The 12304-nt window shown below is 71.2% G+C and carries 12 protein-coding genes and 1 pseudogene; 7 read left to right on the plus strand and 6 right to left on the minus strand.

Annotation, left to right across the window (positions count from 1 at the left end; genetic code table 11):
* Window positions 1-4: 4 nt before the first annotated feature.
* The 3 genes from ABZ934_RS08245 to ABZ934_RS08255 form a co-directional block, all read right to left on the minus strand.
* Window positions 5-1081, minus strand: coding sequence for an alpha/beta hydrolase-fold protein (locus ABZ934_RS08245; RefSeq protein ID WP_361309977.1), 1077 nt, complete (start codon window positions 1079-1081; stop codon window positions 5-7).
* Window positions 1082-1351: 270 nt separating this feature from the next.
* Window positions 1352-2482 (minus strand): alpha/beta hydrolase-fold protein, encoded by a 1131-nt coding sequence (locus tag ABZ934_RS08250; protein WP_361309979.1) that lies wholly within the window; start codon window positions 2480-2482, stop codon window positions 1352-1354.
* 158 nt (window positions 2483-2640) lie between these two features.
* Entirely contained in the window at window positions 2641-3078 is a 438-nt protein-coding gene (locus tag ABZ934_RS08255; protein ID WP_361309982.1) for a MarR family transcriptional regulator, read from the minus strand.
* A 92-nt stretch (window positions 3079-3170) separates the two neighbouring features.
* Here ABZ934_RS08255 and ABZ934_RS08260 point away from each other — a divergent pair, with 92 nt between their 5' ends.
* Both ABZ934_RS08260 and ABZ934_RS08265 read left to right on the plus strand, forming a co-directional pair.
* Window positions 3171-4208, plus strand: a complete 1038-nt coding sequence (locus ABZ934_RS08260) for an SMP-30/gluconolactonase/LRE family protein (RefSeq protein ID WP_361309985.1) — start codon at window positions 3171-3173, stop codon at window positions 4206-4208.
* Between the two features lie 132 nt (window positions 4209-4340).
* Window positions 4341-4613: pseudogene (locus ABZ934_RS08265) on the plus strand (Uma2 family endonuclease); the annotation flags it as partial.
* Window positions 4614-4735: 122 nt separating this feature from the next.
* Here ABZ934_RS08265 and ychF read toward each other — a convergent pair.
* Window positions 4736-5824, minus strand: a complete 1089-nt coding sequence (gene ychF, locus ABZ934_RS08270; RefSeq protein WP_361309988.1) for a redox-regulated ATPase YchF — start codon at window positions 5822-5824, stop codon at window positions 4736-4738.
* Between the two features lie 134 nt (window positions 5825-5958).
* Here ychF and ABZ934_RS08275 point away from each other — a divergent pair, with 134 nt between their 5' ends.
* Entirely contained in the window at window positions 5959-6471 is a 513-nt protein-coding gene (locus ABZ934_RS08275; RefSeq protein ID WP_361309990.1) for a DUF6542 domain-containing protein, read from the plus strand.
* Window positions 6472-6516: 45 nt separating this feature from the next.
* On the opposite strand, the gene ppgK is transcribed toward ABZ934_RS08275, so the two are convergent.
* Both ppgK and ABZ934_RS08285 read right to left on the minus strand, forming a co-directional pair.
* Window positions 6517-7266 carry a polyphosphate--glucose phosphotransferase gene (ppgK, locus tag ABZ934_RS08280; protein WP_361309993.1) on the minus strand — a complete coding sequence of 250 codons (750 nt, stop codon included), beginning with the start codon at window positions 7264-7266 and terminating at the stop codon, window positions 6517-6519.
* Window positions 7267-7311: 45 nt separating this feature from the next.
* Complete coding sequence (locus tag ABZ934_RS08285) at window positions 7312-8331, minus strand: 4-hydroxy-3-methylbut-2-enyl diphosphate reductase (RefSeq protein WP_361309996.1); 1020 nt, start codon at window positions 8329-8331, stop codon at window positions 7312-7314.
* A gap of 95 nt (window positions 8332-8426) precedes the next feature.
* Here ABZ934_RS08285 and ABZ934_RS08290 point away from each other — a divergent pair, with 95 nt between their 5' ends.
* From ABZ934_RS08290 to ABZ934_RS08305, 4 genes are all read left to right on the plus strand, one after another.
* Entirely contained in the window at window positions 8427-9821 is a 1395-nt protein-coding gene (locus ABZ934_RS08290; protein WP_361309999.1) for an APC family permease, read from the plus strand.
* Window positions 9822-9830: 9 nt separating this feature from the next.
* A complete protein-coding gene (gene xseA / locus ABZ934_RS08295) occupies window positions 9831-11159 on the plus strand; it encodes an exodeoxyribonuclease VII large subunit (RefSeq protein WP_361310001.1) in 1329 nt (442 codons plus the stop codon).
* Window positions 11160-11236: 77 nt separating this feature from the next.
* The gene (locus ABZ934_RS08300) at window positions 11237-11473 is read left to right on the plus strand and encodes an exodeoxyribonuclease VII small subunit (RefSeq protein WP_361310004.1); all 237 of its coding nucleotides are present in this window, start codon (window positions 11237-11239) and stop codon (window positions 11471-11473) included.
* A gap of 122 nt (window positions 11474-11595) precedes the next feature.
* Window positions 11596-12186 carry a malonic semialdehyde reductase gene (locus tag ABZ934_RS08305; protein ID WP_361310007.1) on the plus strand — a complete coding sequence of 197 codons (591 nt, stop codon included), beginning with the start codon at window positions 11596-11598 and terminating at the stop codon, window positions 12184-12186.
* Window positions 12187-12304 lie beyond the last annotated feature (118 nt).

The following is a 12304-nucleotide window of genomic DNA, read 5'->3' on the forward strand; positions in this document are numbered from 1 at the left end:
GGGCTCACGGCACGTCGGGGTCGGGGGTCGGCGCGAGCATCACTTTGCTGATCCACTCCAAGGAACCCTCCCTCATGCCCCGCACGTACGACTTGCCATTGTGCTCGCCATCCTGGATCACCTGGAGCCGGGTGTGCACGGGACCCTTGCCGTACTCCCTCATGAACCTCTCGGCCAGGTCGCGGCCGCTCTCCTTGGTGCCGATCTGGAAGTTGACGTAGACGTCCGGGCCGCCCGCCTTGATCAGCTCGGCGGCGAGCTTCTCCGGGTTGTTCCGGTCCATGGCCCGCCGGTTCCCCTTCCACAACGGGGAGTCGGGGACGATGTCCACGCCGCTCGCGATGACGGCTTTGAAGCGGTCGGGGTACTTCAGGACGTCCTTGAAGGCACCGAATCCGCCCGAGGACGAGCCCATGAAGGCCCATCCGTCGCGGGAGGTGAAGGTCCGGAAATTGGCCTTGGTGAAGGCGGGGACGTCATCGGCCATCCAGGTGCCCATCTTGGGCTGACCGGGGATGTCCGAGCCGTCGAAGTGGTGCTTGGTGTCGGCGTTGATCACCGGCATGACCAGGATGAACGGCAGGCTCTTGCCGGCCTTCGCGCCGTCTGCCACGGCCTGCTGCAGTCCGAGGCCGGGGCCGGTCCCCCAGTAGTTGGTGGGGTAGCCGCGCCCGCCGGGCAGCGAGATCAAAACCGGGAAGGCGCTCTTGGCGTACCTCGGCTCGTCGTACTCCTTCGGCACCCACACCCACACGTCGCCGGTGAAGCCGGACTTCGGGCCGGTCAGGGTTGTCTTGGCGATCTGGGTGCCGTCGGGGAGTCGGGCGGTGCGGACGAACGCGGCCCTCGGGCCGGTGGGCATGCGCACCCCCCTGGGCATGTCCACGGTGGCCGCGGCGGTCTCCTGGGTCTTGCCGAAGGCGACCGGTTCGCCGACGCCCGAGAAGACGCCGGTCCGGTACGCGGCCACGCCACCCCCTGCGGCCAGGGCGACGGCGAGGCCGCCGCCGAGGAGGATCAGGCGCCGCCGGCCCGGGGGCCTGGTCTTCGGGCCGCCGTCGTCTTGCTGGTCTTGCTGCACGGATTGTTCCCGTTCCTGCTCCGGCGCTCTCCACGAGCGCGGGTCGGACCGATAGGTCCCCCTTACACCCCTGACAGAGGTGTGAACGACGCTATGGGTTGCCCGGGACGGGTGCGACGTGGCGGGAGCCACGCGGGGGACGGCCGCCGGCGCGGGCCGACGGGGCCCGCGCGGGGGCACTTCGTCCGGGCTGCGGACCGGGCCACGGGAGCCGCGTGGCGGTCGTTTTCGCAGGCCACGGCCGGTGGGACCGGCCGGCCGGGCCGCTAGTCAGCCGGCCGCCGGTCGGGGGCCCTTCATCACCTTGCTGATCCACTCCAGGGAGCTTTCCTTCATCCCCCGGACGTAATGCCAGCCGTTGTGTTCGCCGTTCTGGATGTCGTGGATGGTCGTCTTGACCGGGCCCTTGCCGTACTCGCGCTGGAACGCGAGCATCCGGTCCTTGCCGGTCTCCTTGGTCCCGACCTGGAAGGTGATGTAGACGTCCGGGCCCTTGCCGTCGATCAGCTTCCGGGCGAGGTTCTCCGGGTTGTTCTCGTCCATCTCCGCCTGGTGGCCCTTCCAGAGCGGCGAGTCGGGGACGATCTCCCCGCCGCTGGCGATCGCGGCCTTGAACCGGTCCGGGTGCTGGAGGACCTGCTTCATGCCGACGAAGCCGCCGGAGGAGGCGCCCATGAAGGCCCACCCGTCGCGGGACTTGTACGTACGGAAGTTGGCGCGGGTGAAGTCCGGGATGTCCTCCGCGAGCCAGGTGCCCATCTTGGGTCGGCCGGGGATGTCGGAGCCGTCGTAGTAGAACTTGTTGTCCGGGTTGAGCACCGGCATGATCAGGATGAACGGCAGGCTGGTGCCGGCCTCGACGCCGTCCTCGATCGCCTTCTGGAGGCCGAGGCTGCGGTCGGACCAGTAGTTGGCGGGGAAGCCGTTGCCGCCGGGCAGCGAGATCAGGACCGGGAAGGCGCTCTTGGCGTACTTCGGGTCGCTGTACTCCTTGGGCGTCCAGACCCAGACGTCACCCTCGAAGCCGGATTTGGCGCCCGCGACGCGCGTCTTGGCGATGACCGTGCCGTCGTCCAGCTTGGCGGTCTGTTTGAAGTCGGAGCGGGGGCCGGTCTCCATCAGCACGTCCGGGTCGCCGGTCGGCTCGGCCGGGACGGAGCGGGCGGGCGGGGTCCGCACGGCCTTGTCGTCGCCGTGCGCGGCCGGCGGGGGCGTCTTGGCGAAGGTGATCGCCTGACCGTTGCCGGAGAACCACTCGTACTTCCAGGCGGCGGCGCCACCGCCCCCGACGATCAGCGCGACCGCGAGGCCGGCGCCGATCCGTATCGCGCGCCGGGACCGCTCGGGCGCGCGGCCGGCGGTCGTCTCGTGGGGCCGCGGGCTTTGCGGGGACTGGGGCACGGACTTCGCTCCGAACGCTGAACGGGTTGGGCCATCTGTGGGTGCTGACGTAGGGCATCCTGCCGGGGGTTGCGGGGCGAGACAAAAAATCCCGTCGCCGGAGCGCGAGAGCCCGCCGAACGTGGACGGAGGCGTCTCACTTCAGGGCGGGAGACGTCTCACTTCAGGGCGTCGAGGACCCGGGCGCACCGCCCCAGCAGCTCGATGAGCCGCTCCCGTTCCTCGGCACTGAACTCGGCCGCGAGCCGCCGCTCGACCCGCACCGCCGCCGTGTCCGCCAACTCCATCACCGTGCGCCCCTGCTCCGTGAGCCGGGTCTCCAGCACGTTGCGGTGCCATTCGTGCGGGGTCCGCTCGATGAGCCCGCGCTCCTGGAGGTTCTTCAGGACCGTGTTCATGGTGGGCGGTGTCACCCCGCACAGGCGGGAGAGCGCGGCGGCGGAGATGCCCGGCTTCTCGGAGAGCCAGAGCAGGGCGGCGTACTGGGGAACCGTTACTGCGGCCGGCTTGAGAGCCGTGTTCTTCGCCGCGAGCAGCGCCTGCTCGGCGCGCTTGATGTGCGAGCCGATGCGCTCCTCGACGGACAGGGAAGTCATTCCCGCATACTACGGCCCTTGCAAGCATTAGAGCTCTAACGTACCTTCGTGTTCAACCGACCAGAAGATCACACAGAACGGGAAGCCCTCACATGCGACGCGCCTCCAAGGCCCTGCCCCTCGCCGCCGCCCTCGCCACGGCCCTGACGCTGGCCGCCACACCGACCTCCGCCTCCGCCGCCGCCTCCGCCTCCGCCTCGGCCTCCGCGCAAGCCACCGCCACCGCGCACGCCCCGTCGGCCCCGCGACTGTCCACCGCCTTCGTCCTCCCCGGCGAGAAGGTCTACCCGGAGGGCATAGCCTCGGACGCCCGTACCGGCACGGTCTACGTCGGCTCGTACGCGACCGGCGCCGTCTACCGCGCCCGCCCCGGCCAGGGCACGGCCGAGGTCTTTCTCCCGGCCGGGACCGACGGCCGCCACACCGCGAACGGCCTGGCCGTCGACGCCCGCGGCCGACTGTGGGTCATCGACTCCACCAAGGGCGTCGCGGTGTACGACACCCGTACCGGCGCCCGCATCGCCCACTTCGACACCCCCGGCGGCGCCCCCTCCTTCGTCAACGACCTGGCGATCACCCCGGACGGCACCGCCTACCTCACCGACAGCCTCCGCGCGGTGGTCTACCGCGTGACCCCGGCCCGGCCGGCCACCGGCTCCGGTTCCCTGGAGGTGGCCTACGACCTGAGCGGCCAGGTCACCCCGGCCCCGGCGGGCAGCGTCACGCTGAACGGCATCGTCGCCGACCCGGCGGGCCGCTTCCTGCTGACCGTCGACATGACCGCGGGCGACCTCCACCGGATCGACCTGCGCACGGGCGCCCTGTCCCGCGTCACCCTCCACGGCGGAGACCTCAAGCACGGCGACGGCCTCCAGCTCTCCCCCGGCGGCGTCCTGCGCGTGGCCCACAACACCACCGACACCCTGACCCGCTGGCAGCTCACCCCGGACGGCACCCACGCCCGCCTGACCCGCACCCTCACGGACCCGGACCTCCAGATCCCCACGACCCTGGCCCACACCCTCGGCCGCACCCTGGTGGTCCGCTCCCAGTTCGACAAGGGCGGCCCCATGACCCCCTCCACGGGCACCCCGACCACCTTCACGATCGCGTCGATCCGCGACCTCTGACCGGGCCGGAACAGGGGCGGGGCGGCCCCTCATGAGGGCTGCAATCGCCAGCCTTCCGCGCGCGGCGGGCGCATCCAGTCGGGCAGTGCGGTCATGGCTTCACGGTAGCGGCCCGCAGCTCAGGCCTGGGAGCCGACAGATGTCCAGCTCGTTGTCGAGGTCGTCTCGCCGGAATCTGCCCACCGCCACCGGACCGTCAAGCTTCGCAAGTATGCCGAGGCCGGCATCCGGCACTATTGGTGCATCGAGGACGAGGACACCGTCCCCGCCGTGCACGTCTACGAGCTCGACGAGCCGACCGGCTCGTACGCGCCGGCGGGAATCTTCCGCCACGCGCTCCAGCGATCCCTGCCGTTCGAGATCAGCCTCGATCTGGACAAGCCGGCACCGGGCCAGTCGGCCTGACACCACGTTTCCAAGTCGGCACCAAGTCAGCACGGTAATGCAGAAAGGGTCGGACTCGACGGAGCCCGACCCTCCCTGGCCTGCACGTTTGACTAAATACTTAACGCAAAGTATGGACGTCGCTACACGTTGAAGCGGAACTCCACCACGTCGCCGTCCTGCATGACGTAGTCCTTGCCCTCCATGCGGGCCTTGCCCTTGGCGCGGGCTTCGGCGACCGAGCCGCACTCGACCAGGTCGGCGAAGGAGATGACCTCCGCCTTGATGAAGCCGCGCTGGAAGTCGGTGTGGATGACGCCGGCCGCCTCCGGGGCAGTGGCGCCCTTCTTGATGGTCCAGGCGCGGGTTTCCTTCGGGCCGGCCGTCAGGTAGGTCTGGAGGCCGAGGGTGGCGAAGCCGACGCGGCCCAGGGTGGCCATGCCGGGCTCTTCCTGGCCGACCGACTGGAGGAGTTCGAGGGCCTCGTCGTCGTCGAGCTCGATGAGCTCCTGCTCCAGCTTGGCGTTGAGGAAGATCGCCTCGGCCGGGGCGACCAGGGCGCGCTGCTCGTCCTTGAACGCCTCGTCCGTCAGTTCGTCCTCGTCGACGTTGAAGACGTACAGGAACGGCTTCGTGGTCAGCAGGTGCAGCTCGTGGAGGAGGTCGCCCTGCTCCGTGCCCTTGGTGATGCCCTTGGAGAAGAGCGTGTCGCCGGCTTCGAGGATCTTCTGCGCCTCGGTGACGGCGGCCAGGACGGCCACCTTCTCCTTCTGGAGGCGGGACTCCTTCGTCAGGCGCGGCACCGCCTTCTCGATCGACTGGAGGTCGGCGAGGATGAGCTCGGTGTTGATCGTCTCGATGTCGTCCTTGGGCGAGACCTTGCCGTCGACGTGGACGACGTTCTCGTCCTTGAAGGCGCGGATGACCTGGCAGATGGCGTCGGACTCGCGGATGTTCGCGAGGAACTTGTTGCCGAGGCCCTCGCCCTCCGACGCGCCGCGCACGATGCCCGCGATGTCGACGAAGTCGACCGTCGCCGGGAGGACCTTCTGCGACCCGAAGATGTCCGCGAGGACGGCCAGACGGTGGTCCGGGACACCGACGACGCCGACGTTCGGCTCGATGGTGGCGAACGGGTAGTTGGCCGCCAGCACGTCGTTCTTGGTCAGGGCGTTGAACAGGGTCGACTTGCCGACATTCGGCAGGCCGACGATTCCGATCGTGAGCGACACGTTGGCGACTTCCCGTAGCTGGAGGGGCGGCGGCCCGGGGATGGGCCACCTGACAGTTTACTTTCCGCTGAGTGGCGCTCGATGTACGCGTGTCCGGGCCGCCCCGGGCGGCCCCTCGCGCCTAGTTTGGTGCGGTGGAGCCTTACAGGGTGGAGCACCGGGTGGAGGAGTACAGCAGCGTGGAGCGATACGGGACGAAGCGCCCCGTACGACGGCCCCCGGCGGCCTCGACGCCGCGGCCTGCGCCCGTCCGGCGGTTGCCCCGGCCCCGGCTGACCGGGCTCGGCGGCGGGCTGTTCGCGTGCGCCGCGATGGTGCTGGTCGCCGGGATCGACTGGCTGCTGTTCGGCTCGTCGCTGTTCGCGTACGGGCTGCTCTTCCTTCCCGTCGCCGCCGCCACCGCGCTCTGGGTGCGCCCGGCGGACCTGATCACCGCGCCGGTGGCCGTGCCGATCGCCTTCGCCGTCGGGGTGTGGCCCGTCGCGGGCGGCTCGGGCGGCTTCGGCGGGGAGCTGATGGGGATCGTGTCGGCCCTGTCCCTGCACGCCGGCTGGCTGTACGCGGGGACCGTCGTCGCCGCGCTGATCGCGCTGGTGCGCAAGGCCGTGCTGATCGGGAAGCGGCGGCTGCCCAGGCGCATGGCTTGAGGGCCGGCCGGGCAGCCGCCGTCCGGGAGTGCTCGCCCAGCGGTACTACGCCGGCTTCGCCGACCGGGCCGCCATCGCCGCGCCGACGATGCCCGCGTTGTTCTGGAGCTGCGCCGGCACGATCTCCGCGCGGATGCCCTCGATCAGCGGGAGGAACTTCTCGGGCTTGCGGCTGACGCCGCCGCCGATGATGAAGAGCTGGGGCGAGAACAGCATCTCCACGTGGGCCAGGTACTTCTGGACGCGCCGCGCCCAGCGCTCCCACGTCATGTCCGCGTCCTCCTTGGCCTTCACCGAGGCCCGCTTCTCCGCGTCGTGGCCGTGCAGCTCCAGGTGCCCGAGCTCGGTGTTGGCCACCAACCGGCCGTCGGTGAACAGGGCGCTGCCGATGCCGGTGCCGAGGGTGAGCAGGATGACGGTGCCGGAGCGGCCGCGGCCGGCCCCGTACGTCATCTCCGCGACGCCGGCCGCGTCCGCGTCGTTCAGCACCGTGACGGGGCGCCCGCCCAGCCGGCTCGTGAGCAGGGATGCCGTGTCCATGCCGACCCAGGCGGGGTCCATGTTGGCCGCGGTGCGGGTGACGCCGTCGGTGACGACGCCGGGGAAGGTGACGCCGACCGGGCCGTCCCACTCGAAGTGACGGACCACCTCGACGACGACGTCGGCCACCCCCTCGGGGGTGGCCGGCTGCGGTGTCGGTAGTTTCAGGCGTTCGCCCACGGGCTCGCCGCGGTCCAGGTCCACGGGAGCGCCCTTGATGCCGGTTCCGCCGATGTCCACGCCGAAGATCTTCATGGGACCACCGTAGAGAACGGCGTGGGCCGCGGCCTACCGGTCGGCCTACTCGGCGATGTCGGCCGCCCCGCCGCGTCCCGCGACCAGCTCGGCCGCCTCCGCGCGCAGGTCGCGGCGCAGCTCCTTCGGCAGCGAGAAGACGATCGACTCCTCGGCCGTCTTGACGATCTCCACGTCCCCGTAGCCGCGCTGCGCCAGCCACTCCAGCACCTCTTCGACCAGCACCTCCGGCACCGAGGCGCCCGAGGTCAGACCGACGGTGGTGACGCCGTCCAGCCACGCCTCGTCGATCTCGCTCGCGAAGTCCACGAGGTGGGCCGCGCCCGCACCCGCGTCCAGCGCCACCTCGACCAGGCGGATGGAGTTCGAGGAGTTCTTGGAGCCGACGACGATCACGAGGTCGGAGTCGGCGCCCATCTGCTTGACGGCGGCCTGCCGGTTGGAGGTGGCGTAGCAGATGTCGTCGCTCGGGGGCGAGACCAGCAGCGGGAACTTCGTCTTGAGCGCGTCGACGGTCTCCATCGTCTCGTCCACCGAGAGCGTGGTCTGCGACAGCCAGACGACCTTCGACTCGTCGCGGACGGTCACCTTCTCCACGTCGTGCGGGCCGTCCACGATGGTGATGTGGTCGGGGGCCTCGCCGGAGGTGCCGATGACCTCCTCGTGGCCCTCGTGGCCGATGAGGAGGATGTCGAAGTCCTCGTTCGCGTAGCGGATGGCTTCCTTGTGCACCTTGGTGACCAGGGGGCAGGTCGCGTCGATCGTCGCGAGCTTGCCGCGCGCCGCCTCCTCGTGGACCACGGGGGCCACGCCGTGCGCGGAGAACATGACGATGGAGCCCTCGGGGACTTCCTCCGTCCGCTCGACGAAGATGGCGCCCTTCTTCTCCAGGGTCTGCACCACGTACTTGTTGTGCACGATCTCGTGGCGTACGTAGACCGGCGCGCCGTACTGCTCAAGGGCTTTCTCGACGGCGATCACGGCTCGGTCGACACCCGCGCAGTAGCCGCGGGGGGCGGCGAGCAGGACGCGGCGGGAAGCGGGAGCAGGGGCGGCAGCAGTCATGGTCTCCATCGTACGGGGGTCTCCGGCAGGCCGGTCGTCGCCCGTTCGACACAGACTGGGTCGCACGTACGTACCGGCTATCCCCCGGAGGAACGATGGCGTCCGCGACGGACACCCCCACGGCGCCCACCACACTTCGGCGCACCCTCGGCTTCCGGGACCTGGTCGTCTACGGGCTGCTCTTCATCGCCCCGATGGCCCCGGTCGGGGTCTTCGGCACGCTCGACGCGAAGTCGCACGGCGCGGTCGCGCTGGTCTACCTCGCCGCGACCGTCGCCATGGCCTTCACCGCCTCCTCCTACGCTCAGATGGTGCGGGTGGCGCCGCGCGCCGGGTCGGTGTTCACGTACGCCCGCCAGGGCCTGGGCGAGGGGCCGGGGTTGATCGCCGGGTGGATGGCGATGCTCGACTACCTGCTGATCCCGGCGGTCGCCTACCTCTTCTCCGGCATCGCGATGAACGCCCTGGTCCCCGAGGTGTCCCGGTGGGTGTGGACGGCGCTGGCGGTGGTGGTGACGACCCTGCTGAACCTCTGGGGCGTACGGACCGCGGCGCGCGTGGGCTTCGCGGTGCTCGCCATGGAGATCCTGGTGCTGCTGGTGTTCGTGGTCGCGGCGGTGACCGTGCTGGTCCAGGGCGGTGCGCGGCGCGGTTGGCTGTCACCGCTGACCGGGGACGGCGCGCTGGGCTTCTCGGTGGCCGCCGTACTGGGCGCGGTGTCGGTCGCGGTCCTGTCCTACCTGGGCTTCGACGCCATCGCCTCCTTCGCGGAGGAGGTGACCGGGGGTTCCGAGCGGGTCGCGCGGGCGGTGCTGTTCTGTCTGGCGCTGGCCGGGGTGCTGTTCGTCGCGCAGAGCTACCTGGCGGCGCTGCTGATGCCGGTGTCCTCGGCGGAACTGGCGGCCGACCCGGCGTCGCAGGGGCCGGCCTTCTACACGGCGGTGGAGTCGGCGGCCGGGACCTGGCTGCACGACCTGGTCGCGGGGAGCAAAGCGATCGGGGCGGCCTTCGCGGCGCTGGCGGGGCAGGCCGCGGCGGGCCGGCTGGTGTTCGCGATGGCCCGGGAGCGGCGGTTGCCGCGGGTGCTGGCGGGCACCTCGGACGGCACGCCCCGGCCGGCCTTGCTGGTGGCGGCCACGGTGACGCTGATCGCGGCGGTGTGGGCGGCCCGGCGCGACGACGGCCTCGACCACCTGGTGTCGGTGGTGGACATCGGGGCGCTGGTGGCGTTCACGCTGCTGCACGCCTCGGTGGTGGGGTGGTTCGTCGTACGGCGCGGGTCGGGCCCCCCGAACTGGTGGCTGCACCTGGTGGTCCCGGTGCTCGGGGCGGCGGTGACCATCGCGGTGATCGTCGAGGCGGCGTGGACGGCGCAGGTGGTGGGGGCGGTGTGGCTGGTGGTGGGTCTGGGGGTGCTGGTGGCCCAGCGGGGGCGACGCGCGCGGGACGGGAGGACGGGCCCCGGCACGGGTGTCGGTCCGGGCGGCTAGCCTGCCTGCATGGGTCTGAATACGTCGGCCGAGGCGCCGCTGCCGGTCGGTCAGGTGTCCCGGCTCATCGGGGGCTGGATCGACAAGCTCGGCCAGGTGTGGGTGGAAGGGCAGATCACCCAGTTGTCCCGGCGGCCGGGGGCGGGGGTGGTCTTCCTGACGCTGCGCGACCCCTCGCAGGACATCTCGCTCGGCGTCACCTGCTTCCGCCAGGTCTACGACGATGTCGCGGACCTGGTGTCGGAGGGCGCGCGCGTCGTCGTACGGGCCAAGCCGGAGTGGTACGCCCCGCGCGGGCAGCTGTCCCTGCGGGCCACGGAGATACGGCCGGTCGGGATCGGCGAGCTGCTGGCGCGCCTGGAGAAGCTCAAGCGCTCGCTCGCCTCGGAGGGGCTGTTCGCCCTGGACCGCAAGAAGCCGCTGCCGTTCCTGCCGCAGCTGATCGGGCTGGTGGTGGGGCGCGCGTCGGCGGCCGAGCGGGACGTACTGGAGAACGCCCGCCGCCGGTGGCCGGCGGTCCGCTTCGAGGTGCGCAACGTCGCCGTGCAGGGGGTGAACGCGGTACCGCAGGTGATCCGGGCCGTGCGGGAACTCGACGCCCTGGACGAGGTCGATGTGATCATCGTGGCGCGCGGCGGCGGCAGCGTCGAGGACCTGCTGCCGTTCTCCGACGAGGAGGTCGTACGGACGGTCGCGGCGGCCCGTACGCCCGTCGTCTCGGCGATCGGGCACGAGCCGGACTCCCCGCTGCTCGACCTGGTCGCGGACCTTCGGGCCTCCACCCCCACGGACGCGGCGAAGAAGGTGGTCCCGGACGTGGGCGAGGAACTGGAGCGGGTACGCCAGCTCCAAGGCCGGGGGCTGCGCGCGCTGCGCGGGCTGCTCGACCGCGAGGAGCGCGGGCTCGCCCACGCCTTGGGGCGGCCGGTGTTCGTCCACCCGCGGCGGATGGTGGAGAGCCGGGAGGTGGAGGTGGAGGCCCTGCTGGCGCGCAGCCGGCGGACGCTGGGGCACCTGCTGGACCGGGCGGAGTCGGAGCTGACGCACACCCGGGCGCGGGTGGTGGCGCTGTCCCCCGCGGCCACCTTGGAGCGCGGGTACGCGGTGCTCCAGCGGGCCGACGGCCACGTGGTGCGCTCGCCGGAGGAGGTCGCGTCCGGGGACGTCCTGCGCGCGCGGGTGGCCGCCGGGGAGTTCACGGTCCGCGTGGACGGGGCCGGGCGGCCCGAGGAGACGGGTGGGCCCGAGGAAACCCGGCGGGCCGAGGAGGCAGGGCCGGCCGGAGACACCCGGCGGGCCGGGGAGACAGGTCAAGAGGCCGCCCGCGCCGCCGAATGACGGCGCGCGTCGGCTCGCCGCACGAGCCGTTCAACCGCAGATCCACCGCAAATCGAGCGCATGAAGGTGAGATGGGAATGACCGAGGCCGATACGGCGCTGGGGTACGAGCAGGCGCGGGACGAACTCATCGAGGTCGTCCGAAAGCTGGAAGCCGGCGGCACCTCGCTGGAGGACTCGCTCGCGCTCTGGGAGCGCGGCGAGGAGTTGGCGAAGGTGTGCCGGCACTGGCTGGAAGGAGCCCGCGCACGGCTCGACTCCGCGCTGGCCGCGCGCGATGGAGCCGAGGAGGGCTCCGGGAACGACCGCGAGTAGAAGGCCGCAGCGTCCCGGATGTGACCTCGCTCACTCCGGAGAGATTTAGTTGAAAATTCATCTATCTCTCTCGTAGAGTCGAGGACATCGCGCTTCACCTCCGCATAGAAGAAGGCTTTCCGATGTCTCTCGTTCTCGACGCCGCCGCTCAGGACCTGCTGTTCCGCGAGGCCCGCACCGCCAACACCTTCTCCGACGAGCCGGTGACCGAGGAGCAGGTCCAGGCGATCTACGACCTCGTGAAGTTCGGCCCCACCGCCTTCAACCAGTCGCCGCTGCGCATCACGCTGGTCCGCTCCCCCGAGGCCCGCGAGCGCCTCGTGAAGCACATGGCCGAGGGCAACCAGGCCAAGACCGCCGCCGCCCCGCTGGTCGCGATCCTCTCCGCGGACAACGAGTTCCACGAGGAGCTCCCGCAGCTGCTGCCGCACTTCCCGCAGGCCAAGGACGCCTTCTTCGCCGAACGCCCGGTCCGCGAGCAGGCCGCCCTGCTGAACGGCGCCCTGCAGGCCGCGTACTTCGTCATCGGCGTCCGGGCCGCCGGTCTGGCCGCCGGCCCGATGACGGGTCTGGACTTCGCCGGTGTCCAGAAGGAGTTCCTGGACGCCGACCACACCCCGCTGATGGTCGTCAACATCGGCAAGCCGGGCGAGGACGCCTGGTTCCCGCGCTCGCCGCGCCTGGCGTTCGACCAGGTCGTCACGACCGTCTGAGCGCGGCAGCGACCACGCCGGAGCCCCGCTCCACGGCAACGCGAGAGGCCGCCCGCCCCGATCCCGGGGTGGGCGGCCTCTCGCATGTCCACGGCCTTCGCATGTCCGCAGCGGGCTA

It is taken from the genome of Streptomyces sp. NPDC046557, assembly GCF_040645975.1.
Lineage (GTDB): Bacteria > Actinomycetota > Actinomycetes > Streptomycetales > Streptomycetaceae > Streptomyces.